General features: G+C 44.2%; 23 protein-coding genes. 17 read left to right on the top strand and 6 right to left on the bottom strand.

Translation table 11 applies throughout. From position 1 onward, the window contains the following. Positions 1–3 precede the first annotated feature (3 nt). From pgm to ABTQ23_RS06980, 9 genes are all read left to right on the top strand, one after another. The gene (pgm, locus tag ABTQ23_RS07020; protein ID WP_408614961.1) at positions 4–1,653 is read left to right on the top strand and encodes a phosphoglucomutase (alpha-D-glucose-1,6-bisphosphate-dependent); all 1,650 of its coding nucleotides are present in this window, start codon (positions 4–6) and stop codon (positions 1,651–1,653) included. Positions 1,654–1,947: 294 nt separating this feature from the next. Continuing rightward, on the top strand, positions 1,948–4,428 hold the full coding sequence (locus tag ABTQ23_RS07015; protein ID WP_408614960.1) for a glycogen/starch/alpha-glucan phosphorylase: 2,481 nt from the start codon (positions 1,948–1,950) through the stop codon (positions 4,426–4,428). 125 nt (positions 4,429–4,553) lie between these two features. Continuing rightward, entirely contained in the window at positions 4,554–5,582 is a 1,029-nt protein-coding gene (astE, locus tag ABTQ23_RS07010; RefSeq protein WP_408614959.1) for a succinylglutamate desuccinylase, read from the top strand. Positions 5,583–5,592: 10 nt separating this feature from the next. Continuing rightward, on the top strand, positions 5,593–6,573 hold the full coding sequence (locus ABTQ23_RS07005) for a FecCD family ABC transporter permease (protein ID WP_408614958.1): 981 nt from the start codon (positions 5,593–5,595) through the stop codon (positions 6,571–6,573). Beyond that, a complete protein-coding gene (locus tag ABTQ23_RS07000; protein WP_408614957.1) occupies positions 6,566–7,324 on the top strand; it encodes an ATP-binding cassette domain-containing protein in 759 nt (252 codons plus the stop codon). The genes ABTQ23_RS07005 and ABTQ23_RS07000 overlap by 8 nt, the downstream gene beginning before the upstream one ends. Positions 7,325–7,370: 46 nt before the next feature. Beyond that, positions 7,371–7,499, top strand: a complete 129-nt coding sequence (locus ABTQ23_RS06995) for a hypothetical protein (protein ID WP_408614956.1) — start codon at positions 7,371–7,373, stop codon at positions 7,497–7,499. A gap of 264 nt (positions 7,500–7,763) precedes the next feature. Continuing rightward, complete coding sequence (gene ydiJ / locus ABTQ23_RS06990) at positions 7,764–10,805, top strand: D-2-hydroxyglutarate dehydrogenase YdiJ (RefSeq protein ID WP_408614955.1); 3,042 nt, start codon at positions 7,764–7,766, stop codon at positions 10,803–10,805. Then, entirely contained in the window at positions 10,806–11,237 is a 432-nt protein-coding gene (locus ABTQ23_RS06985) for a hotdog fold thioesterase (RefSeq protein ID WP_408614954.1), read from the top strand. A gap of 127 nt (positions 11,238–11,364) precedes the next feature. Beyond that, positions 11,365–12,669 (top strand): MFS transporter, encoded by a 1,305-nt coding sequence (locus ABTQ23_RS06980; RefSeq protein ID WP_408614953.1) that lies wholly within the window; start codon positions 11,365–11,367, stop codon positions 12,667–12,669. 31 nt (positions 12,670–12,700) lie between these two features. On the opposite strand, the gene ABTQ23_RS06975 is transcribed toward ABTQ23_RS06980, so the two are convergent. From ABTQ23_RS06975 to ABTQ23_RS06955, 5 genes are all read right to left on the bottom strand, one after another. Next, positions 12,701–13,138: a YqaA family protein gene (locus ABTQ23_RS06975; RefSeq protein ID WP_408614952.1), complete on the bottom strand. Its 438-nt coding sequence runs from the start codon at positions 13,136–13,138 to the stop codon at positions 12,701–12,703. Between the two features lie 8 nt (positions 13,139–13,146). Beyond that, positions 13,147–13,848 (bottom strand): gamma-glutamyl-gamma-aminobutyrate hydrolase family protein, encoded by a 702-nt coding sequence (locus ABTQ23_RS06970; protein WP_408614951.1) that lies wholly within the window; start codon positions 13,846–13,848, stop codon positions 13,147–13,149. Then, a complete protein-coding gene (locus tag ABTQ23_RS06965; RefSeq protein WP_408614950.1) occupies positions 13,809–14,804 on the bottom strand; it encodes an amidoligase family protein in 996 nt (331 codons plus the stop codon). The genes ABTQ23_RS06970 and ABTQ23_RS06965 overlap by 40 nt, the downstream gene beginning before the upstream one ends. Next, positions 14,801–15,856 (bottom strand): AI-2E family transporter, encoded by a 1,056-nt coding sequence (locus tag ABTQ23_RS06960; protein WP_408614949.1) that lies wholly within the window; start codon positions 15,854–15,856, stop codon positions 14,801–14,803. Before ABTQ23_RS06960 ends, ABTQ23_RS06965 begins: the two co-directional genes overlap by 4 nt. Before the next feature lie 161 nt (positions 15,857–16,017). Further along, a complete protein-coding gene (locus tag ABTQ23_RS06955) occupies positions 16,018–17,253 on the bottom strand; it encodes a DEAD/DEAH box helicase (protein WP_408614948.1) in 1,236 nt (411 codons plus the stop codon). Between the two features lie 179 nt (positions 17,254–17,432). On the opposite strand from ABTQ23_RS06955, the gene ABTQ23_RS06950 reads away from it, so the two are divergent. The 8 genes from ABTQ23_RS06950 to ABTQ23_RS06915 all read left to right on the top strand — a co-directional run bounded on the left by ABTQ23_RS06950 (position 17,433) and on the right by ABTQ23_RS06915 (position 24,759). After that, positions 17,433–17,960, top strand: a complete 528-nt coding sequence (locus ABTQ23_RS06950; protein WP_408615044.1) for a GNAT family N-acetyltransferase — start codon at positions 17,433–17,435, stop codon at positions 17,958–17,960. Between the two features lie 88 nt (positions 17,961–18,048). Then, positions 18,049–18,588: a GNAT family N-acetyltransferase gene (locus tag ABTQ23_RS06945; protein WP_408614947.1), complete on the top strand. Its 540-nt coding sequence runs from the start codon at positions 18,049–18,051 to the stop codon at positions 18,586–18,588. Between the two features lie 168 nt (positions 18,589–18,756). Continuing rightward, the gene (locus tag ABTQ23_RS06940) at positions 18,757–21,084 is read left to right on the top strand and encodes a glucose/quinate/shikimate family membrane-bound PQQ-dependent dehydrogenase (RefSeq protein ID WP_408614946.1); all 2,328 of its coding nucleotides are present in this window, start codon (positions 18,757–18,759) and stop codon (positions 21,082–21,084) included. A 144-nt stretch (positions 21,085–21,228) separates the two neighbouring features. Beyond that, positions 21,229–21,864, top strand: coding sequence for a hypothetical protein (locus ABTQ23_RS06935; protein WP_408614945.1), 636 nt, complete (start codon positions 21,229–21,231; stop codon positions 21,862–21,864). Positions 21,865–21,987: 123 nt separating this feature from the next. Beyond that, positions 21,988–22,533 carry a hypothetical protein gene (locus ABTQ23_RS06930; RefSeq protein ID WP_408614944.1) on the top strand — a complete coding sequence of 182 codons (546 nt, stop codon included), beginning with the start codon at positions 21,988–21,990 and terminating at the stop codon, positions 22,531–22,533. Between the two features lie 3 nt (positions 22,534–22,536). Further along, positions 22,537–23,442, top strand: coding sequence for a DUF72 domain-containing protein (locus ABTQ23_RS06925; RefSeq protein WP_408614943.1), 906 nt, complete (start codon positions 22,537–22,539; stop codon positions 23,440–23,442). Between the two features lie 31 nt (positions 23,443–23,473). Further along, entirely contained in the window at positions 23,474–23,860 is a 387-nt protein-coding gene (locus ABTQ23_RS06920) for a nuclear transport factor 2 family protein (RefSeq protein WP_408614942.1), read from the top strand. A 218-nt stretch (positions 23,861–24,078) separates the two neighbouring features. After that, positions 24,079–24,759: a class I SAM-dependent methyltransferase gene (locus tag ABTQ23_RS06915; RefSeq protein ID WP_408614941.1), complete on the top strand. Its 681-nt coding sequence runs from the start codon at positions 24,079–24,081 to the stop codon at positions 24,757–24,759. A gap of 30 nt (positions 24,760–24,789) precedes the next feature. Here ABTQ23_RS06915 and ABTQ23_RS06910 read toward each other — a convergent pair whose 3' ends face one another. Beyond that, positions 24,790–25,374 (bottom strand): GNAT family N-acetyltransferase, encoded by a 585-nt coding sequence (locus ABTQ23_RS06910; protein WP_408614940.1) that lies wholly within the window; start codon positions 25,372–25,374, stop codon positions 24,790–24,792. Between the last annotated feature and the right edge of the window lie 65 nt (positions 25,375–25,439).

Here is a 25,439-nt window from a genome sequence, read left to right as displayed (position 1 = left end):
ACTATGGCAATTCATCCACGAGCAGGACAACCCGCTAAGGCTGAGGATTTAACTAATATTCCGCAGCTGATGAGCGATTATTATCTTATCTCTCCTGATCCGAGCAACGTGGCCCAGCAGGTAAGCTTTGGTACCAGCGGCCACCGTGGCTGTGCCAGTGATGGGGCATTTAACCAAGACCATATCTTAGCTATCAGCCAAGCGATTGCTGAATATCGTAAAGAGCAGGGCTATCAAGGGCCGCTCTTTTTAGGTAAAGATACGCATGCGCTTTCAGAAAGTGCGTTTCGCACGGCTATTGAAGTCTTTGCGGCCAACGGGGTCAGCGTTTTTTATCAGCAAGATTTCGGTTTTACACCCACCCCTGTTATTTCACACGCAATTTTAACTTACAACGCAGAGCATAGCGATAAAGCCGATGGCGTTGTGATTACCCCTTCGCATAATCCACCGCGCGATGGTGGCTTTAAATATAATCCTCCTAATGGGGGGCCGGCTGATACGAATGTCACCAAAATCATTCAAGACCGAGCTAACGCGCTTTTAGCAGCTGATCTGGCGGGGGTAAAACGGTTGGCTTATCCGCAAGCGATTCAATGCGCTGAAATTAAAGCTTACGATTACATCACGCCTTATGTGGATGACTTGAAAAATGTTGTCGATGTCAAAGCCATTCGGGATGCCAAAATTAAAATTGGTGTTGATACCCTAGGTGGTTCTGGTGTTGCTTATTGGCCGGTGATTGCTAAAACCTACGGGCTTGATATCGAAGTGGTCAATGACCGTATTGATCCGACATTCTCTTTTATGTCACTTGATAAAGATGGCAAAATCCGTATGGATTGTTCATCTCCTTATGCCATGTCGGGACTTATTCAGTACAAAGATCATTTTGATATCGCCGTCGGTAATGACCCAGACTATGACCGCCATGGGATTGTGACCAAATCGGCTGGACTGATGAATCCAAACCACTATTTGGCGGTTGCGATTGAGTATCTATTTTCGCATCGACCTAATTGGTCTAAAACAGCTGCAGTTGGTAAAACCCTTGTTTCAAGCTCGATGATTGACAAAGTGGCGCAAAAACTGAATCGCAAACTGTGTGAAGTCCCGGTGGGATTTAAATGGTTTGTTGATGGTTTGTATAGCGGTGAGTTTGGCTTTGGTGGCGAAGAGAGTGCTGGCGCTTCATTTTTACGTTTTGACGGTAGTGTTTGGAGCACCGATAAAGATGGGATCATTTTAGCTCTGTTAGCTGCTGAAATTTTAGCTGTGACCGGTCACGATCCTGCTTGGCATTATCAGCAGTTGGTTGAATCATACGGCGCGCCTATCTACCAGCGCTTTGAAGCCAGCGCGAATGCTGAGCAAAAAGTGGTGCTTAAATCACTTGATCCATCACTGGTTGAAGCCAAAGAGCTCGCTGGTGAGCCAATTATCGCTAAGCTGACTCAAGCTCCTGGCAATAATGCTGACATCGGTGGCTTAAAAGTTGTCACCGAACATGGCTGGTTTGCAGCGCGCCCATCTGGGACGGAAGATATTTATAAAATCTATATGGAAAGCTTTAAAGATAAAGATCATCTCGATTTAATCGAAAAAGAAGCGCAGCAAATTGTTTCAGCTGCGTTTGCCAAAGCTGGCCTTTAAGTTTAAAACCGGGTTTGGATATTCAAACCCGGTTTCATTTTCTACCTTTAAATACCTCATAAATAGCACTGTATTCATCACGTTGTTTATTTTATAAACTGTGACATTTGCCACATCTTAGGCTATACCTTGTCAATACGCGTAACATTATCTTGGCTCCTTATCTGTGAGTCTTATGATGTATACAGGGTGTAAGGGCGGATTGAATCTATCGGGTGGGGATTTAATAACTTCAGCCTGTAGATCGTTGTTCGATTCGATTACCAAGTCTGGTTTAAATAGGATCGTAAATTTATGGTTAATGTTCCCGCTGCTGCCGAAGACTTTCCGTTTTATCTCGATAAAGACGCATTTAAAGATTCGGTTCTTGCTCATCTGCACAGTACCTTAGGCACCATCGAAGAAAAAGCTAGCCCACAAGCGTGGTGGAAAGCCACTTGTGCGGCTATTAATGAACAGGTGTTTGTCGGTTTATCTGAAACGCATAAAAAACACGCAACCATCGATACCCGAGCGGTTCATTATTTATCGCTGGAATTTTTGATGGGGCGTTTAACGCGCAATAATCTATATAATCTTGGGATTTTTGAACCAGCTCGAGATGCGCTCGCTGAACTAGGGCTTGATATCGAAGATTTATGCAATGAAGAGCCTGATATGGCACTCGGCAACGGTGGCTTGGGGCGGTTGGCCGCGTGTTTCATTGACTCGCTGGCAACGCTTGGTTATCCGGCGATTGGTTATGGTATTCATTATGAACATGGGTTATTTCGTCAAGAATTTCGCGATGGTCACCAGATAGAGCGACCTGACAGTTGGCGTGATTTTGGTAACCCTTGGGAAATTTGCCGCCCTGAATCTATTCAGAAAGTGCCATTGTTTGGCTATGTCGAAACCGTTTTTGGTGAGAATGGTCAACTGCGCAAAATATGGCATGCTGGCGAGATGGTGCGCGGCGTTCCTTGGGATATTCCTATCGTCGGCTATGGTGGGCATACCGTGAATATTTTACGGTTGTGGGAAAGCCGAGCAGATGATTATTTTGACTGGGATGTGTTTAATGCGGGTGGGTATGTGGATGCTCAAGCTGAAAAATCCAGAGCAGAAGCCATCTCTAAAGTTCTCTATCCAAATGATGAAACCCCTGCAGGCAAGCAACTTCGTTTAATTCAGCAATACTTTTTCTGCTGCTGTTCGCTTAAAGATATTGTTAAACGTTATAAACGTCGGCATGACGATTTTAGTCAGTTTACCCAGCAAGTGGTCATGCAGCTTAACGATACTCACCCAACGATTGCCATTGCTGAGCTTATGCGTTTATTGATGGATGAAGAAGGGCTGGATTGGGAAAATTCGTGGGGAATTTGCCAAAAAGTCTTTGCTTATACCAATCATACCTTGTTGCCTGAGGCATTAGAAAAATGGGAAGTTGGATTATTTGAATCTGTTCTGCCTCGCCATCTAGAGATTATTTATGAAATAAATCATCGCTTTTTAGATGACGTGGTCGCCAAAAAATGGCCAGGTAATGATGAGATCAAACGAGAACTGTCAATTATCCAAGAAGGGCCAGTGCGGATGGTTCGTATGGCTTATTTGTGTGTGGTTTGCTGCTTTAAAACCAATGGTGTGGCGCAAATGCATAGCGACTTGGTGAAACAGGACTTATTTCCAAAATTCTACGAGCTTTGGCCAGAGCGATTTACCAATGTCACCAATGGCATTACACCGCGGCGTTGGCTCAAAGCCTGTAACCCTGAGCTTGCTAATCTTTACGATGAATGTGTCGGGGAACATTGGCCTACTAATTTAGGACTTCTAAAAAAAGTTGCTGAATATGCAACTGAGAAAGACTTTCAGCAACGCTTCATGGCAATTAAGCATCATAATAAACAAAAACTAGCAGCATTGATTCACGATTCGATGGGTATTGATGTGAATCCTGAGGCTATTTTTGATATTCAGATTAAGCGATTGCATGAATATAAACGCCAGCACCTGAATTTATTGCATATTTTGACACTTTATCGGCGAATTTTGCAGGATCCTACTTTAGATATTCAGCCTCGAGTCTTTATCTTTGGTGCTAAGGCGGCCCCTGGTTATCGGTTAGCCAAAGATATTATTTTTGCCATTAATAAAGTGGGTGAAAAAATAAATTCCGATGAACGGGTAGCAGATAAGCTAAAAGTTGTCTTTATGCCTAACTATCGGGTAACGCTCGCTGAAAGGATGATCCCAGCCGGCGATCTTTCTGAGCAAATTTCGACCGCAGGTAAAGAAGCCTCCGGCACTGGCAACATGAAGTTTGCCTTAAACGGCGCGTTAACTATCGGGACTATGGATGGTGCGAATGTTGAAATTCGTGAGGAAGTAGGGGATGAAAATATCTTTATCTTTGGCTTAACCGCCGAAGAGGTCAGCCTTAAATTGAAAAATGGTTATAACAGCCGAGATTATTACTACAACAATCCTGAGCTTAAAGCTATTTTGGATTGGCTTGATAGTGACTATTTTACCCCGAATGCCCCGGGGCAACTTTCATCAATTAAACACAGTTTGCTTGATGGCGGCGATCCGTATTTATGTTTGGCTGATTATCAAAGCTATATTGATGCTCAGCAAAAAGTCGATGAAACCTATCGGGATAAAACCAAATGGGCAAAAATGGCCATCATGAACGCAGCTTGTGTTGGTAAATTTAACTCAGACCGCTCAATTAATGACTACGTTAAAGAAATTTGGAAACTCAAGCAGCATCCTGCAGTGAAGTAGATAACGTATAACAACAGCCCGTGCATTGGGCTGTTGTTTATCCAAATCAACTTATACAAATCAACGAGTTTAGATTAATCTCAGGGATAAGGGCATAATGGCGATAGATTTTTAAGGAGTTTGTTATGTTGCCTTTTACTAGTGATTATCTCAGTTATCTTTTAACTCATCCCAATGACTCTGAATATGCGAAAGCTGAACTTCCAGGTGGCGAGCAAATTGAACTCATCGGAGTCGGGGCATTAGTCATTACCCCAAAACATCTGGCGAATCATTGTAAAGCCATTGTTTTATCTGCTGGCATTCATGGTAATGAAACCGCTCCTATTGAGTGGCTTAATCAGCTGTTAGATGATCTTTTAAAAGGAACGCAGAGTACCCGCCATCCATTATTGTTGTTATTTGGCCATCCTAACGCGATGATAGCAGCCAAACGAGAGCTTGAATTTAACCTTAATCGCCTGTTTTGCGGTGCTTGGCAACAAGGCAATAGCCAAGAACATCAGCGGGCAGCTCAGTTAGCCTCTTGGATGGCAGATTTTTATCAGCGCTTTGACGGGGAACGCCTGCATTATGATCTACACACCGCTATTCGCGGTTCTGTGCATGAAAAGTTTGCGGTGGCGCCTTTCATTCCGCAGCGTCCTCACAATGTATCGCAACTGGCTTTTTTACAGCATTGTGGTGTGCATTGCGTTTTATTTTATCATCAGAGTACTCAGACCTTTAGCTATCATAGTGCCGCAGTTCATGGCGCCGAGGCTTTTACCGTTGAATTGGGGCAGGTAAAACCATTTGGTCATAACGATCTCTCAAAGCTTGATGCGCTGGATAACAGCATCCGTCAGTTAATCACCCATGCGCGAGTTGATTGGGGCAATGTAAGTTATAAAGACTGTCATTGGTATCAAGTGACTGAAGAAATTATTCGTCATCATGAGGATTTAGCGTTTAACTTTGCAGACGATTTAGCCAACTTCACAGAATTTGCCGATGGTGCGCTTTTAGCAATCCAAGCTGGTGAGCCAATCCTTGTCAGCGATGGGCCAAAGGCGGTTGTGTTCCCGAATGCTAAAGTTGCGATTGGTCAACGTGCAGCCATTTTAGTCAAAGCAATGAGCATTGCCCAATGCCAACACTTAACAAAACAATAAGGTAGGTCATTTGCAGCCTCTTAATTGCATGCGTCTGGGCGGCGCAACTTTAATTTTGCTGGTCGCTTTTGCCGTCCATTTGCAAATCGGTCAGATGAGCCTTAGTTGGCATGCACTGTTTGATTCATCGACACTGGCCCATCAGGTTTTTTTTGAACTGCGCCTACCTCGAGCGTTAGCGGCTATTTTGGTGGGGGCATCGCTTGGTGCTTCTGGCAGTATTTTACAGACTGTTTTACACAATCCATTAGCTGAGCCTGGGCTCTTAGGAATTTCTTCAGGCGCAAGTTTAGCTGCGGTACTGGCTATTGTTCTAAGTGCTTTATTGGGTTGGTCATTGCCCGTTTGGGGCATCACCTTAGCTGCTTTTGTTGGGGCAGTTGTGATTGCCTTGTTGCTCTTTTCTTTGGCAAGAAGGTACCAGTTTGGCAGCGCTACATTGTTATTATTTGGCGTTGTGATTGGCATTATCACAGGCGCAGGTATCACTTGGTGTTTGTATTTTTCACCGGATCAAAATTTACGGCAATTATTGTTTTGGCTGATGGGCTCGCTAAGTTTTGCTCACGGTCAGGTGTATCATCTTGGCCCACTATTTTTACTTGTTTTAATTCTGCTCGGTTACGATAGCCGCTATTTAAACTGGCTTTTATTGGGCGATAGATATGCGTTTTCTGCTGGAGTCGATATTCATCGGGTGCGACCAAGGCTCATTTTATGGGTGTCGCTGTTAAGCGCTATTAGCGTTGCCTGTGCTGGCAGCATTAGTTTTATTGGATTGTTAGTCCCGCATGTGATTCGGCGTATATATGGCGATGAGCAGCGTCAATTGTTATGGTTAAGCGCAATTTTAGGCGCAGCGGTAGTACTGATTGCCGATGGCTTAGCGCTCACAATTATCCCGGGACAAGAACTGCCGATTGGCGTGATTAGCGCAACTATCGGTGGGCCAATTTTGTTCGTTCTGTTGCTGAGGCATCCTTATGATTGAGGTCACAAATCTTAAGGTTCGAAATTATCTTGTCATCGAACAGCTACGAATTGAGCGTGGCAAGATGGTTGCATTGTGTGGTGCCAATGGCGCAGGCAAATCAACTCTTTTAGAAACGCTTGCCGGTTATATTGTGCCGAATGTTGGACAAGTTGAGTTTCTTGGTAAATCTTTAGCTAGTTTTAGTGTGGCTGATTTAGCACTCTATCGAAGTTGGCTTTCGCAACAGCCGCAGCAGCGCGTGTATTTGAGCGTTTATCAGCAGCTTCATTTGTGCGCGCATACTCTTGGCGATTCTGCTCAGCCACTTGCTCGAAAGGTGATTGATGAAATTATTGAGCAGTTGTCTTTAACACCACTTCTGAATCGGCGACTGGTTGAGCTCTCTGGAGGAGAACTGCAGCGAGTCAGTCTGGCTAGCATTCTTGTCGGTAGTGATTTAAGGCTAAAACCTGAGCATTGCCTATTGTTGCTTGACGAGCCATTAAGTGCATTAGATCCGCAATTTCAACATGTTGTGATTCATCTATTACAGAGCCGCTGCCAACAAGGGCAGAGTATTCTTCTGTCGTTACACGATCTGAATTTGGCAACTTTTTATGCCATGGATGTATTGTTACTTCATCAAGGTAGGCATAAAATAACGGGGCCTGCTCAGCAGGTCCTAACCGCGCAGCGGCTTGCTGAGTTATTTGGTGTTTCGATGGCTCAAATTAGTATCAACGGACATACCCAACTGATATTAGCGTGAGTTCCCGTCTTGTCGGTCCAACTAAAAGTTGCACGGGAGGCAACTGATGCTTTGGAAGAATCTGCCAGACAATGATGATACGTTCTTTTATTTAGAACATAACAGAGATGAACGTAAGCGTGCAGCTAAACGTCGCCATCGGCTTACCCAGAGCCGACGCCGGATGCGCCGCTAATTTGCCCTTATTATTTTTGCCCCTGTCTTTACAAGACAGGGGCTTTTTTCATGGTATACTGATTCTCTAAATTATCATTAGCCGATGATTTTTAAAGCTTATTGCAGCGATATAACTAAGCCTTATTAAAAGCCCTGAGATGTTTATTATCTTGTTTTGTTTACTTAAGTTATATTGGTGTCTTGAGCAAATAATAAAGCGTTTTTATTACACGCAACACAACATCTGTTTATAACTAAAATCGTCTCGTGCGGCACATTTACTATGATTCCTAGATTGTCCGAAACGCCTCCTCTGGCGGCAAATTATCAAAATTATCTTGAGCAGCTTAAACAAAATGGTTTTAGCGGTGAAATTGAAACTCGCTATTCGAGCCGTCTTGCGGTGGCAACTGATAACTCGGTTTATCAGCTTTTGCCGCAGGCTGTCATTTTCCCCAAAGCTATTGATGATATTCAAATAGCCACTCGCCTGGCCCATGACCCGGCAATGCAAGCGGTGCGGCTAACCCCTCGTGGTGGCGGGACAGGCACTAATGGACAGTCGCTTACCGATGGTGTGGTTGTCGATTTATCGCGGCATATGAATCAACTCGTTGAGCTTAATGTTGAGCAGCGCTGGGTAAAAGTGCAAACCGGGATGGTCAAAGATGCGCTGAACGAGTTGCTCAAAGAGCATGGTTTGTTTTTCGCGCCAGACTTATCCACGAGTAACCGCGCAACGCTTGGCGGAATGGTCAATACTGATGCTTCTGGTCAGGGTTCATTACAATACGGTAAAACCAGTGACCATGTGTTGGAGCTTACCGCGGTAACGATGGATGGTGAGCGTCTTACAACAGGGCCGATTGCATCTGATGTGGCGCGTCAAAGTGATAATGTCATGCTGCGCACCGTCGCCGAAGTGTGTATTGATAATCGGCCATTGATCGATGAAAAATTTCCGCCTCTTAACCGTTTTCTTACCGGTTATGACTTAAAGCATGCTTATGACGTTGAGCGCGATGAAATAGATTTAACTCGATTGTTGTGCGGCAGTGAAGGATCGCTGGCATTTATTTGCGAAGCTAAACTCGATTTAACGCCAATTCCACAATATCGCACGTTAGTGAATATCAAATATGCCTCATTTGAAGCTGCGTTGCGCCATGCGCCCGCATTAGTTGAAGCGCAGGCACTTTCTGTTGAAACCGTTGACTCGAAAGTTCTCAATCTCGCTCGCGAAGATATTATCTGGCACAGCGTCCATCATCTTTTTGAACAAGTTGATGACCAGCCAATGGATGGGATTAATATTGTCGAATTTGCTGGCAATGATTATCAGGCGCAGCAAGCAAAAGTGAATGCTCTTTGCGCTAAACTCGATAAAGCCCAACAAGAAAACACCATTTTGGGATATCAGCTGTGCGACGATTTAGCAAGTATTAACCAAATCTATGCTATGCGTAAAAAAGCGGTAGGTTTATTGGGCAATACCAAAGGGCGACAAAAGCCTGTTCCGTTTACTGAAGATACCTGTGTTCCACCCCATAATCTTGCTGATTATATTATGGAATTTCGCTCTTTGCTTGATTCGCACGATCTTCAATATGGGATGTTCGGCCATGTTGATGCGGGGGTTTTACATGTTCGGCCTGCTCTCGATTTATGCGATCCTGAGCAGGAAAAAGTGATGCGTTCAGTTTCGGATCAGGTTGTGGCATTAACTGCTAAATATGGCGGTTTAATGTGGGGCGAACATGGCAAAGGATTTCGCTCTGAATATAGCCCCGCGTTTTTTGGTGAACAGCTATTTTTAGAACTGAGAAAGATTAAAGCAGCCTTTGACCCTCATAATCAGCTCAACCCTGGCAAAATTTGTACGCCAATTGATAGCGACGAGTCACTCGTTTCAGTTGATAGTGTTAAACGAGGTGCACTGGACAGGCAGATTCCAGTGAATGTTCGAGACAGTTTTCGCTCTGTGATGGATTGTAATGGCAACGGCTTGTGCTTTAACTATGCCACTAGCTCGCCCATGTGTCCGTCGTTTAAAGTAAGTTATGACCGGCGCTTTTCACCAAAAGGGCGAGCGGGCTTAATGCGCGAGTGGCTGCGCCAGTTCTCACAGATGGGAATTGACCCAAGTGAGATAGAGCAACAAGCGCTTCACGGTAAAAAGGGCGCTGATCATTGGCTGGCAAAAGTTCGTCATTCTTTGGCAAAACGCCATGGTGAATATGATTTTAGCCACGAAGTGATGGACGCAATGCAGACCTGCTTGGCTTGTAAAGCCTGCGCCACAGGTTGTCCGATTCAGGTGGATGTTCCGCAATTTCGTAGCCGCTTTTTGTTCCTCTACCACAGTCGTTACTTGCGGCCATTAAAAGATTATATGGTCGGATATGTGGAGAGTTATCTGCCGTTAATGGCTAAAGCTCCGCGTTTGATGAACTGGGCTATCTCATCGAAAATGTCACAAAAGATGACTCGGCAAATGGTCGGTATGGTGAACGTACCTAAGCTCAGTTATCCACCATTGCAAAAACGAGTTCCTAAGTCGCTTCAAACTGAGTTCGATTTGAGCGCATTAAAAAAGCTCAGCCAAGCGCAAAAAGCGAAAACATTGCTGATTGTGCAAGACCCGTTTACCAGCTTTTATGAAGCAGATGTGGTGGCGGATTTTGTAAAATTGGTGGCAGCATTGGGATATCATCCGGTCTTAGTTCCGTTTAAACCCAATGGCAAAGCACAGCATATTAAAGGATTTTTAGCTCAGTTTGAGAAAACCGCTCGCACAAGTGCTGAGTTTTTAAATAAAGTTGCCAACCTTGATATCGCCATGGCAGGTGTCGATCCGGCGATGGTTTTATGTTATCGCGATGAATATAAAACGACCCTCAAAGATGAGCGCGGCAACTTTAATGTTCTACTGGCTCAAGAGTGGCTTTCTCAAACCTTAGAAGCCATTGAAGCTTACCCTAAAAGTGAACGGGCGCCATTTTATCTGTTAGGCCACTGCACGGAAAAAGCGTTGCTGCCAGGCTCTGATGGCATTTGGGCTAAAATATTTAACCACTTTGGCGCTGCGTGTGAAGTCCAGTCAGTTGGGTGCTGTGGAATGGCTGGTACCTATGGGCATGATGCCTCTCAGTTAGAAACCTCAAAAGAAATTTATGCCATGAGCTGGCAGAAAACGCTAGAATTTCTACCTAAGGAGCAGTGTTTGGCAACCGGGTATTCGTGCCGTAGCCAAGTTAAACGCTTTGATGGCGTCAAGTTACTGCATCCTGTTCAGGCATTATTACATGTTGTCCAAGGAGTTTAAGTGAGTCAGATTTGGCAAAAAGAGATAAGCTTGGAGCGCTTAAATGCGCTCATCCCAGGGACGATGTTAGAAGCAACTCAGACTCGCTTTAGCGAATTTGGGGATAATTATCTATGCGCGACTATGCCGGTCACCAATGCCGTGCGCCAACCGGTCGGTTTACTTCATGGCGGTGCCAGTGCAGCTCTGGCAGAAACTGTCGGCAGTGTCGCTGGTTTTTTTGCCTGTCCGGATGGGTGTCATATTTTAGGCTCTGAAATTAGTGCCAATCATCTCCAACCGATGAAAGAGGGCTGTGTGGTTGCCAAAGCCACACCGATTCGATTGGGGGGACTGTTGCAGCTATGGCAGATTGATATTCATGACCAAGCGCATCCTCATCGACTAATTTGTAGTGCCCGTCATAGTGTGATTGTTCGGCGACCTAAATAAACTTTCCGCGCAGCTTATTCTTAGCTGCGCTGTTATCTCATTGTTCTATCTATATGTTTTTGAATACTTGTCAAATGACTGACAGCATGTTGGTATATAAAGACAATCTTAATTTTATGGAGGTTTAATGGCTGAGAAAGTATCACAAACGCTTTACGAAAAAATCGGCAGTGAAGAGGATGCCAGAGCCTGCAAAGATATAGATGATTCACAATGTAAGATTGTTGCTGGAAATTTCTTTAAAATCCTTCTCGCTCAATTTTTAAGCAAAAGTGGCGATGCATTAATGAATCCTAAAATCACTTTGCCTTGGGTGATGCAATCACTTGGTGTCCCGGCAGTGTTTCTAGGATGGCTTGTTCCTATTCGTGAATCCGGTTCAATGTTACCCCAGCTTATTATTGCCAGTTTTGTCAGAAGATTGGCCGTGCGGCACAACGTTTGGGTCGTCGGTAGTCTGCTGATGAGTTTGTCGATGGTGGCGGTTGCACTGACGATTCATTTTAGTCATGGCATGGTTGCTGGATGGCTAATTATTTTGTTTTTGAGCATTTTTAGTCTTTCCCGAGGGCTCAACTCGGTTGCCTTTAAAGATGTGCTCGGCAAAACGGTCGAGAAAAAACGCCGGGGTCGCATCAGTGGTTTTGCCACCAGTGGCGCAGGGTTGGTTACGGTGATTGTCGCTGTGGCAATTAGTCTTGATGTTGCTCAGCAGCATAGCCTAACCGTTTATACGTTAGCATTTGTCTTAGCGGCAGTCTGTTGGACTTTAGGTGCGCTTATTTATAGCCGTATCATTGAAGAGCCTGGCGCAGTTGATGGTGGCCGAAATGGTTTCTGGTTAGCATTTAAGCGGTTATCACTGCTTTTTAAAGATAAACCGTTTGGTTATTTTGTTCTGGCTCGTGCTCTGATGCTTTGTTCAGCTTTAAGTGCACCTTATTATGTGGCGATTGCTCAGCAGCAAGGACAGTCAACTTTATTGCAACTGTCATTTTTCTTAGTTGCTGGTGGTGTTGCTGAACTAGTTTCTGGTCCTTTTTGGGGATGGTTTGCAGATCTCTCGAGTCGTAAAGTGATGATTATCGCTTCTTTAGTCAGTGCGGTTTTAGGGGCGTTGATTGCTATTTCTGTTGGTAGCGGTTTGATTACTCGCTATGGCGCATGGCTCATTCCTGGTGCCTATTTCTTGCTTACAATCGCGCATCAAGGGGTACGATTGGGGCGTAAAACTTATCTGGTAAATTTGGGTAAAGGCAACAAGCGAACTGATTATGTATCGGTGAGCAATACCTTAATTGGTGCGATTTTGCTCTTTACTGGGTTTATTAGTTTATTGCAACCGCTGATAGGTTTAGGGGGAATCTTGGCGGTGCTTGCACTAATGGGCTTTTTAGGGGCACTGCTGGCAACTAAGTTGCCCGAAGTTTAAATCGATAATTTACTCATCTGGCTTAAGCCATTTAAGAAAACCAACCTTGAGTCAGATGAGCTAAATAGACAACACCAACATAACGCAATGTTTTACCAATTCCGACTAAAATTAGAAAGTTTACTATCTTAACTTTCATAATACCTGCAATCAGCGTTAGAGCGTCACCGCCAACTGGGAGCCAAGCAAATAATAAGCTCCATTGCCCATAACGATTAAACCAGCTCTGCATTTTATCAATCTGTTTTTCTTTGAAATAAAACCAGCGTCTATTTTTAAAATGTAGAATATAAAGTCCTAAATACCAGTTCACCACTGAGCCTAATGTGTTGCCAAACGCTGCAACAAACACTAAAAGTGCAGCGCTATGTCCTTGGTTGAGCATCGCATAAAGAACAACCTCTGAATAAAACGGCAATATCGTTGCGGCGAGAAAAGAGGCGCCGAATAAAATGAGATAGCTAAGCATAGTTGGTCTTATTGATCTCCACGATATAACTTCGCCTGAGCGATTAACCAATGAAATAACTGGCGCTGGCTGTGCCGGTAGAATAGATATTCTGGGTGCCACTGTACACCGAGCATCGTGTGGTGATTCATGTGTTCAATTGCTTGAATGAATTTATCTTTATCGGTTGCCGCAATACTAAATTCAGGTGCAACTTGGCAAATTGCCTGATGATGCAGACTATTGATTTGAATTTTAGGCTGATTCATTAGCTGATAAAGTTGAGAAGGCTTGGCCAGATACGCCGTTTTGCGTGGCAAGATGGTATTGAAGTTCGATGTTTTTTGGCGCATTGGTCGAATATCATCATAAAGTGTTCCGCCACAAACAACGTTCAGTAATTGATAGCCGCGACAGATCCCAAGCATTGGTAGATGCCGCTCAAGCGCATAGCGAATGTAGTGAATTTCAAGTTCATCTCGGGGCTGGTCGTATTTAGCTTTGGGCATCTCCTGTTCGCCATACAGTGATGGATGAATATCATCGCCACCGCTGATAATCAGCGCATCCAGACGGTTAATGTTCGCACTATGGCGAACACTAATTCGTTTGGCTCTGGCGCCACAACAGCGCAAAATATTCGACAATGCAACCCATGATGGCGACCAGTATTTAGCGTTGCCTGTGACGCCTATGAGAGGTCGTTGTCGATTTTGTCGAGTTGTTGCCATACTTTCTCCGAATAACGATTGGCCAGACGGTCATCAACAATCCAGTCTTGGGACATCTGCGCCAATAAATCAGGATTAGCTGCAATCGCTTCAACAACGCACCAGATATTCCAACTTTGCGATAAATTCCAATCGGGTTTCTCAATCTCACAGTTGGGGAGCCGGTAATGTAACGTAGGGCGCGCATTAACGAGCGGATCGTTTAATTTACTAAGGATCCGTGACTCATCTAGATACATGAAAAGAGGCAACATATCTAGCGCCCGGTTGCGAGTTGGGTTAAACGCCAAGTAATCATCAATTATTTGTGAAAGCGGCTCATCGCCTTGATAACCAATGACCAGTTCACTGTATGGTTCTGGGTAGACATTAATATAGTGTGTGACTCGGCGGATGAGGTCAACTTTATGGCGCTTGATTAACCAATGCTGGGCTAATACAAAGCTTTTTAGATAGCGAATAATCATGCTGCTATCGTTGCTTGGAAGTTCGGGATTAATGTGCACGCCAAAGGCGTAAATTAACGATTTACCCGTTCCCAATGCGCCATTATTTCTGAGTGATTCCACCATTGGTTGTAATTTATCAAGCTCGTTAACCGCAATCGGCGGGCAAACAACTTCAACTGGTACCACAATAGTTGCAAGTTTTGCCATCCACTGCATAAATGGGTCGTCAGCTTTGGTCGTCCCCAGCTCTTGAGCTCGCTGAGCAATGCGTTCGCGAGCGGTGGTTTTGGCAAATTGCCAATCGATTTCGATTTTGAATGTGCCCAAATCGGTTTTTATCTTGCCTTCAGCCTCGGAAATAAGCTGTAGTTCGCCATTAAATGTTTGAGCAATAACCTGTCCGGTTGTTTTTAGATCAATCCCGGCAAATTCTAGCTCAAATCCAACATGACGGGGTTGCCCTTGGCTATTGGTAGTTTGCTGGGGCTGAAAAAAATGTCTTTTCATGATGACCTCGTTGTAACAATTCGAGTAAGAGTGTGCCAACCCATGCTTTGTGACACGACCAGAGCCACTGTAAGCATAGGCACTGCGATGATTGCGCCGACGATTCCCCACAGCCATCCCCAAAAGATAACTGAGACAAATACCACAATCGGGTTAACTTTAAGTCGCATGCCATGGACCAATGGGTCAACGAACATGCCGATAATAGTGGTCAAAACCAAAAAGATAGCCGCTGGTGTGAGAGCCAGCCAAAAATGGTGAAAGTCACTAATGGCTACTGCAAAAATTAGTAGGGTGACAGCAGCAACGCCGATGTAAGGAATAAACCTGGCAAAGGTGACTAACACTAACCAAATCCATGGCATTGGAACATCTAAATACCAAAGGATTACACTGGTAATCAGCCCTGTTGCCAAGTTGGTAAGAAATGCTGCCCCCAAATATCGACCGACTTCTCCGGGGAGTCTGCGCCACAGGTTAATCAACTGACGGCGCCGAAAACGATTATGACTCAGGCGTATTAAATTAAAAATAAGGCCATCACCACTGACCAGTAAAAACAGGGTCAACGTCATAATGAGCAACAGCAATGTCACGCTACTTTTTAACTCACTCAGCAATTTATTCAGCCAGTTTTGCTGTTGGTAGAGGACTTGCCTGCGTGTGTCTGACTGGCTAATGACCTGGCTTACAGCATCAGATACTTGCTTGGATGTCTGCTTAATCGAGCTTATCGTATCCTTTAAATCCTGCTCTTCATCGAGCATCTTTACCAGGCTTATGGGGGCCTGTTTAATCCAGTGAGTAATTGCCGGGGTCGTTAAGTAACCAGCACCCACAACCAAGCTGGAGCTAAAAGTGATCATAATGACGCTGGCTAGGATCTTTGGAATATGCCATCGCATCAGCAGCCGTACCGGAGGGGAGAGCGTCAGCGCTAATAAGCACGAAGCAACAATAGGAAACAGAAATGATCGTGCTAAAGACAGTGATGCAACCACCAAGACACAGCACAAAAGCGGAATACACCAGCGATAGCGGTTTATCCACACAGAAAACGGTTGCCGATTTTTAGATATCGGTTGAGTAATAACTTACCTCGCCATTAAATCTACTTGCTATTAAGCATACCGTATTTTGATAAATGGCCCAAATAGGCAGTTACCCAGGGGCTAATCACAAAAGATGGATAGCCCCTTGGCCTTTATCACGGTTAAGATTTAGCTGGCGCAGCTTTGCGGGGACGATTACGACGCGGCGCGTGGTGGCGACGATTTGGTTGGGATTTCTTCGCCGATTGAGCACTTTTACGACTAAATGAAGCGCTAAAACCTGCAACATTGAGTTCGTTAATGGGTGAGCTAATGAATTTTTCAATGTCATTTAACAGCGGCAATTGCTCTTCGCTAACGAGTGAATATGCGGTTCCTGATTGTCCGGCTCGCCCCGTACGGCCAATACGATGCACATAATCTTCAGGGATATTAGGCAAGTCAAAGTTGACGATTTGTGGCAATTGTTTGATATCTAGCCCGCGAGCTGCGATATCTGTTGCAACTAACACTTCGATGCGACCATCTTTAAAACCATTCAAGGCATTGACTCGGGCATTCTGGCTTTTATTACCATGAATAGCCGCGGCGTTAATGTTCGCTCGCTCTAATCGTTGGGTTAGGCGATTGGCACCATGTTTGGTGCGAGTAAATACTAGAACTTGTTGCCACTTGTTCTCAATCACTAATTGTTTCAATAGACCCGTTTTGTCATTGTTATCGACCAGTGTGTAGAATTGGTCGACTTTGCGAGCGGTTTGGTTTTCGCGATCAACAGTAATTTCAACCGGCTGATTCAGCAGGGTTTGCGCTAATCGGCGGATCTCGCCAGCGAAGGTTGCGGAAAACAGCAGATTCTGACGTTTTGCTGGGAGTAATTTCAAAAGCCTGCGAATGTCATGAATAAATCCCATATCTAGCATTCGGTCTGCTTCATCAAGTACTAATGTCTGTACTTTGGATAGATCCAACATGCCTTGCGAACAAAGATCAAGCAATCGCCCAGGGGTTGCCGTTAATAGTTCACAGCCAGGAATTAACTGGCGGATCTGGTTTTTAGCACTGACGCCACCAAAAATAACTTGGTGACGAATCCGTAAGTTTTTCGCATACGCTTTAATATTGGCATCAATTTGGGCTGCTAATTCGCGTGTCGGCGTTACAATCAGTGCTTTAACTTCTTTGTTTTGCGATGGCTTTTGCATGCGCAGTTGCTCAAGCAACGGCAATACAAACGCCGCGGTTTTCCCGGTACCGGTTTGCGCTGCTGCTAGTACATCTTTGCCCTCAAGAATAACAGGGACAGATTTTGCCTGAATGGGGGTTGGCTTGGTATATCCGAGCGCATCTAGAGATTCAGTAATGGGTTTGGATAAGCCTAGTTCGGCAAATGACATAGCAACTCGCATTTAATAAAAGACATAACGAAATGAGCCGCAAGTCTAGACTAAAAGCGGTTTATTAGCCAGAAATAATCTTTATCTAGCGCCGCAGACACATAGGATTTAGCCGTTGCTTGGGCTAAACTTAGCTCGTTTAAAAAATGTTTTAATAAGGAAACGCCTTGAGTAGCGAAATGACCGTCTCTATCCGCCGGGCGCAACTCGATGAACTTGAATCACTGCATCGATTAGTTACCAAAGATCCTCTCTGGAGTGAATTTAATGGCCCTTATTTCTCCTATCACGAACCGACCATCGAGCAATTTGCCCAAAACGTTTTTCTAAGGCTCTGTAGCGGTGAAGATATGCAATTAATTTGTGTAAATGATGAGCCAATCGGATCGGTGAGTTATTACTGGGAATGTGAAGCAACTCGGTGGCTAGAAATGGGGGTGATTATTTATGACTCTCAATATTGGTCAAAAGGCATCGCTAGCAAGGTTCTGCCTTTATGGATTGATCATCTGTTTAGTGTGTTTGATATTGCTCGAGTTGGATTGACTACATGGTCTGGTAATCCGGGAATGATGCGCTGCGCAAGTAAAGTTGGGCTTAAACAAGAAGCACGTTTGCGCATGGTTCGATATTATAAAGGCCAGTATTACGACAGTGTTAAATACGGTATTTTGCGCCAAGAGTGGCAGCAACTAAAAATTCAGTAGTTTTTCGTTTTACTCCATTCATCGATTTGTCATCCTCATCCGCTACATTCAATCTGATCTTATTCTAACCAGCATTGGAGTTAGTGCCATGCTTCTTGAATCTGAACAGGTTCGGTTTCGCTCACTAGAGCTTGCAGATGCGCCAGTGTTTGTGCGCTGGAGCGAAAATCGACTGGTGACACAATATAGCTTGTCACAGTTTAATTGGCCTCATTCGCTGCAGGATATTAAAAACTGGTTAAGTGGTATTAATCAGAATCATCAAAGTTTTCATGTTGGCATCTGCTGCAAAAAGACGGGCGAGTTAATTGGCTATGCGGGAATAACTCAGATGTCGATGATTAACCGAAGCGCAGAGTTTTTTATCTTAATCGGTGAACAGCGCTATTGGAGCCGCGGAATCGGCAGTGAAGTTGCACGATTAGTGACTGAATATGGGTTCCAGAGATTTAATCTTAATCGTATTTTTTTAACCGCTTACAGCAATAATATTCAAGCGATTAAAGCTTATGAGAACGCGGGTTTCATCCATGAAGGTGTGCTTCGTCAGGCGGGGTTTCGCCAAGGCCAATATCTCGATAAAGTGATGATGTCAGCTTTAGCCAAAGACGCGCGGCACAAGACCTAACTAGCCTAACTGCTGGCTATCCATCATAGAGGCAACAATTGCTGATATCGACTTGATTGTTGGCTAAATTTTATTCTTTATAGATGTAAAATATCCCTAACATCCCTTGATTCTCCACTACACTTTAAGTTGCGCATTTATATCTTAAAACGAGAAAGGATACAGGATATGTTAATTTTTGCAGTTTTAAGCTTTCTAGTCGGCGCAGTCTTGGCAATAGGTGGAGCCTACCTGCTATACAGTGGCGGCAGTATCTATTATCTGCTGGCAGGGATAGTACTTGTTATCAACGCGAAACTTGCTTGGCAAAAACGCAAACAAGCTTTGTGGCTGTATGGTTTGTTTTTGATAGCAACCCTTTTATGGTCATTGTGGGAATCTGGCTACTATTGGTGGGCTTTGGCCACCCGAATGGGACTGTTCTTGATTATTGCTATTCCACTTGTGCTTAGTCAGCTTGGGCGGAACAATCCAAAAACGTTGTTGCCGCTATGGTTGATTGTTGCGGTGGTAACATTAGGTAGTTTGCTCAATAGCCCGTTTGATCAAAGTGGTAAGTTACCCGATAAGATTGTCAATCAAACCCCCAATATTGGCGATGTTCCAGATGATAGCTGGTATGCCTATGGCCGGAGTAATTTAGGGCAGCGATATTCTCCGCTGGATAAAATTACCACGGCTAATGTGACGCAATTAAAGCAGGCATGGGTCTATGAGACTGGCGATCGAAAAGGTCCGAAAGATGTGACTGAAACGACCTATGAGGCAACCCCATTAAAAATCGGTAACACCTTATATTTGTGTACGCCACATAATTGGTTAGTTGCTCTAGATGCTGATACCGGGGCAAAGCGTTGGGTTTTTGATGCCAAAGTCCCGCCGCAGATGCAGCGCCAACATCAAACTTGTCGAGGTGTGTCTTATCAGCCCGCTAGCGATGGCAAAATTATCGCCGCGCAAACAGTTGATAAAAAATCTGAACTTTTAGATCCAGTTCAGTGTGATGCTGAACTGTTTTTGCCGACATCAGATGCACGTCTGATTGCACTTGACCCGGCCACTGGGGCGCGTTGCGACAATTTCGCTGAGCATGGTGAGTTAGATTTAACCAAGAATATGCCGTTTAAGCAGGCTGGCTATTACTATTCAACATCACCGCCACTTGTGGCTAAAGGGGTGGTTGTGGTTGCGGGCTCAGTTAATGATAACTATGCGATCAATGAACCTTCTGGTGTAATTCGAGCCTATGATGTGAAAACAGGGCAACTGGTTTGGAATTGGGACGCTGCTCATCCAGAAAAAACTGAACCTATCAGTGATGGTGAAACATATGCAGTCAGCTCGCCAAATAGCTGGTCGGTCGCAAGCGCTGACCCTAAATTAGGGCTCATTTATTTACCGATGGGTAACCGTACCCCCGATCAATTGGGAATGTATCGTACTGCCAATGAAGAAAAATACTCAACATCAGTTGTGGCTTTAAGATTGGCAACCGGTAAGGTTGCTTGGGTGCAACAGTTCATTCACCATGATTTATGGGATATGGATACACCGGCACAACCTGCGTTATTGGATCTAAAAACTGATGATGGAATGCAGCCAGCTTTAGTGGTGCCAACGAAACAGGGCGATGTTTATGTTCTTAATCGTAAAACGGGGGAACCCATTATCCCGATTACTGAACAAAAAGCCCCTCAAGGAACCATTGCTGGCGATCACGCATCGCCAACCCAGCCTTCATCAGGGCTTAATTTTAAACCCAAACCTTTAACTGGTGCTGATATGTGGGGCGCGACACCACTTGATCAGCTTTGGTGCCGGATCAAGTTCCGCTCATTGCGTTATGAAGGGCAATATACGCCGCCATCACTGCAAGGCACGATTGTCTATCCAGGGAACTTTGGGGTCTTTAACTGGGGAAGTATTGCTGTCGATCCCAAACGGCAGGTCATGTTCGGGATGCCGTTGTATTTGGCATTTACGTCAACATTGGTGCCTAATACCGGGCAAGATATGGGGAAAACGAACACGGGTGAACACGGACTTAATGCCAATACAGGTGGCCCGTATGCGGTTAATCTAACGCCGTTTCTTTCACCTCTTGGTGTGCCATGTCAGCAGCCTCCTTGGGGATTTGTTGCTGGGGTGAATTTAAGCAATGGAAAAATAGCTTGGAAACATAAAAACGGCACTATCTATGATATGACGCCGCTACCATTGCCAATTACGATGGGAGTTCCTGGTATTGGTGGGCCAATTATTACCGGTAGTGGTGTAGTCTTTATGTCGGCTGCGGTTGATGATTTTATTCGGGCGTATGATTTAACTACGGGTAAAGTTTTATGGAAAGCTCGATTGCCTGCTGGTGGACAAGCAACACCGATGACGTATCTCAATAGTAAAGGTCAGCAGATGGTCGTCCAGGTTGCGGGTGGCCATGGTTCGATTGGTACCACAATCGGTGATTATGTGGTTGCTTATAAACTAGCTGATTAACTCCTTTCACCTTTCAATCTAGAGTCTCCTATTTAGGATAGGGGACTCTTCTTTTTGATGTATTGTGATTAATTATAATCACATTTTAAATTGTGATTAATTATGGTAACTTAGTAATTCGTTCGCGCCATGGAGCAGCAGGTCATGAATACAGTGGCGGTAATTACGGGTGACATCGTCAATTCTCGGGCACTTGGCCCAACTGATTATGACAACACATTAGATGTTCTTAATAAGACGTTAAAATCGTTATTAAAAACTGAGTATGATGCCTTTGATATTTATCGGGGGGATTCGTTCCAGATCTTATTCCAAAATGCCAGTTTCAGCTTTTATGCCGCTTTAGTTTTGCGTTTAGCTTTAAAAGCTGCGCAGCCTAGCGTTGATATCCGCCAGAGCATCGGTATTGGCAAGATTGATGCGATTCGCGATAGCGTTAAAAGTTCCACTGGGGATGCGTTTACGCTCTCAGGTATGGGGCTTGATCGTTTGAAAAATACCCAACTGCTAGGGGTTCAAACAGCAAACCAAAAATTTACCGATAGAGTTGAGTTGGTCAGTAAATTCTTAGATGTTCATCTGTTGTCACTGACCGCTATCCAAGCGCAGGTTCTATTAACTTACTTGAGCGCAGAGGATAAAAGCCATGCAGTATTAGCGGCTCTTTTGGGTAAAAAACGCAGCAATACGACACGGTTACTCAATGCCAGCCATTATCAGTTAGTGGCTGAATATCTGGATTATGTGCATCACTGGTTCAAGATGGAGTATTCGCAATGATCTTATTTGCAATGCTTTGGTTTGGGTATTTGCTGGTTGATTTTTATCTGTCCTGCGCGCTAACTCGCCGCACTCTGCGGTGGTATTTTTATTTATCATCATCATCTGCCTGTCGGTATGGCCGTGGTTGCAGCAATTGTGATGGGCGTTATTTACCTTGCAACGGTTCTATCAGAGCAGGTTTATGGCCGTTATTGCCAAGCGATTCTCATCCGTCAGTTAATTCATTTAGTTGTTATCGTGGTTGCTTGTGCAGCTCTCAGCCCTCAATTTGTTCATGAGCTCATGGTTTGGGTGGCGAATAGTAATATTATCTTTATTGCTCTGGGGTATTTACTCATTTTAAAACCCGCATCAACATTGGTTGGCATCTTACTTAAACCCTGGAGTGAACACTTAACTAAATCGCAAGATACGCCCACTAGCTTAGCGAATGCGGGACAGTGGATTGGTTATTTAGAGCGCTTTATTGCACTGACATTTATTTTAAGCCATCAATATGCTGCGGTTGGATGGATTTTAGGCGCTAAGTCAATATTCCGCTTTGGCGAATTGCGTAACTCGCACGATAAAAAATTGACTGAATATATTATGGTCGGGACATTGGCAAGTTTCGCCGTAACGATTTTAATCGGGGTTTTAGTCAATAGTCTTCAAGAAATAGGGTAGGGTTTGATAGATAAACAAGCACCATCGACATCAACAAATATTGGCGTTTTGCGCGTAGGTATGGCCATGTGGTCACACGAAAAATGGCGGGAATGCCTATATAGTGGCCCTCGGGATCAATGGTTAGCCGATTATGCAAAAGTCTTTTCAACCGTAGAAGGGAACACTACTTTCTATGCACTTCCTAAAATTGCATCGGTACGCAATTGGAGTCAGGCGGTTGGCGAGGCGTTTCGATTTACCTTTAAGTTGCCTCAAAGTATTACTCATCAAGCTCAGTTACGTCACACGCAAGGGTTATTGAGTGAATTTTTTTCAACGATGGCACCTGTTGCGGAACAAACCAGTATCTGGATGATCCAACTGCCGAAACAATTTGGGCCCCAGCAGTTACCTGATTTAGAAACTTTCTTAAACCAGCTCCCCAGTGATAGAACATTTGGGGTCGAGGTGCGTCATCCGCAGTTTTTTGCCAAAGGAGCGGCGGAGCAGCAATTGAACCGATTGTTAATGGCACAAAAAGTCGAGCGGATAATGATGGATACTCGCGCGGTTTTTGCAGCTTTACCTACAACAGCTGCTGTCATTGAGGCGCATGCTAAAAAGCCGCACATCCCTGTGCATGTATTAGAGTCTGGGCAAACACCTGTTATTCGCTTTATCGCGCATCCGCAAATGTCGGCGAACGACCAATTTTTTCAGCCTTGGCTCGCTAAACTATCAAAGTGGCTTAGTAACGGATTAAATCCTCACCTGTTTATTCACACGCCAGATAATACACTTGCTCCACAGTTTGCCGTTTATCTGTATCAACAGTTAGCGGATTTTTGTCAGAACCAGAAAAACTTCTCGTTGCCTAGTCTAGAGCTGCCAGAGTTACCAGGTAGTCAACAAATCGGCATTTTTTAGTCAGTGGCAGTAAGTGTAAAGGAGAGAGATTATGAATGTTGGTGAACAACTCATTAGTTTGGAAAAAATATTATTAAGTCCTGCTATTAGGCATTGTATGGAGCAATTTAGTGCGCTTTTAGCGGATGATTTTGTTGAGATTACAGCTAAAGGCGAGCGTTTAGAACGAGCCCAAACCATGTCAGCCGATGTGTACGGTGATCATTGGGAAGTTGATATCCATGCACTTGAACATCGCCAGATTTCACACGATACCCATCAACTGATCTATCAATGCATGATTAAACTGCCCGAACGGCCAATTAAATACACGCGCCGTACCAGTTTATGGCGTTGGAATGGTGAAAACTGGCAAATGGTTTTTCACCAAGCATCGTTGTGCTCTGCTGCCGATTTTCATCAAGATGACGGCCAATAACGTTGGTCAGCAAGCCGTCGCTCCGAGTAAGAAAACCATCGACATCACATAATTGTGTCTGTTTAAGGGAACTTTTTGGCCTTGAAACGTCTAATGTTTTTATGGATGATGAACTTCAATGCCGGAGAGTTTATAGGGGTTTTCCTGCATTGGCCTGATTTAAATAAGCTTTTAAGCTGGCTAGTCATGTGCATTTTATTCATTTTTATGGGGGAGTAATGCCCGAGAATCAATCTTTATTTCGGCGTTTGACTGCGCCGATGAGCGCTCTTTTTCAATTTGATTTTATCCAGTCTAAACTTCTTTTCGCCCGTCAATTTCTCTTAACTCCACGTACAGTTGGCGCAATTGCTCCCAGCTCTCGCTTTCTTGCTCGCAAAATGGTTAAACAGATTGATTTTACTAGCGCGCGTTGTATTGTCGAAATTGGCCCAGGTACAGGGGTTTTCACGGAGTTATTAATCAAACGTCGTTCTGATCATTGCCAGATTATTTTGATTGAGACCAACGAGGAGTTTGTTCGCCAGCTCAATGACAAATATGGACACCTTGATAATGTGCAGATTATTCATGATTCAGGTGAGAAGATAAATCTGTATAAGATGAAGTATGGGATTGAACATATCGATTACATCGTTTCTGGTATTCCTTTTTCAAGTTTGCCAGCACAAGTTTCGACTAATATTTTAGCAACGGTTAATAAAGCTTTGGCAGCCGATGGTCGGTTTATTTTATTCCAATATAGTTTGATGAAGATTAAAACAATTACTGCTTGGTTTGATATTACTTTTATCGAACGCAGTTGGGCTAATTTACCGCCTGCCTATGTGTTTACTTGCCGCAGTAAACGACCTCAAGAAACGACTCGAAATGAGTCAGTAGAACTGCCCATCGATTAATTGCTCTGGCGGTCTCAACCGCCAAATATCCTACCGAAGTGATGTTAAAGTGAGATGCTCTTTATGGGTGGAATAATGAGTTAAGTGCTCGATTTGCCACTTTTTGAGGCTGTACTGGTAAACGTGAGCGGGCAGGACATGCGGTTCATCCCGAACGGTTTTGTCGTAAACAAAACCGGCTTTTTGTAGAACCTTTTGGGATGCATGGTGGTTAATGCGCACGGTTGCATTAATTAATTTTAGCTGACATTGTTCAAACCCCATTTGCAACATTGCTTTTGTGGCTTCAGTTGCATAGCCTTTTCCCCAAGCTTGTATTGCAAATCGATAGCCTAAATTGAGAATATGTTGGCCAGCAAACTGCCTTTGAGTAAAGCCGCCAAATCCCACTATATTAAATTGAGCTTCGAGCGAGCTAATTGCCCACATTCCATAGCCTTGTTGCTCCCACTGGTTAATCCATTGCTGTAAAGTGTCGTGTGCAATATTAATATCAGCAATAGGACCTTTGGGATTAAAAACATTCGTGGCTGGGTCTGCATATATCCGATAAAAATCACAGAGGTCATTAATATTGGGTTTTCGTAAAATAAGCCGCTTGGTTATTAAATTCATTTAAGTACTACATCAATTACTAATACCATCGCTAGTGTAGTGGGTTTAAATGTCAGAAATATGAA

The organism is Celerinatantimonas sediminis (assembly GCF_046054195.1).
In the GTDB taxonomy this organism is placed as follows: domain Bacteria; phylum Pseudomonadota; class Gammaproteobacteria; order Enterobacterales; family Celerinatantimonadaceae; genus Celerinatantimonas.
This window is presented reverse-complemented; position numbering and strand designations above follow the sequence as displayed.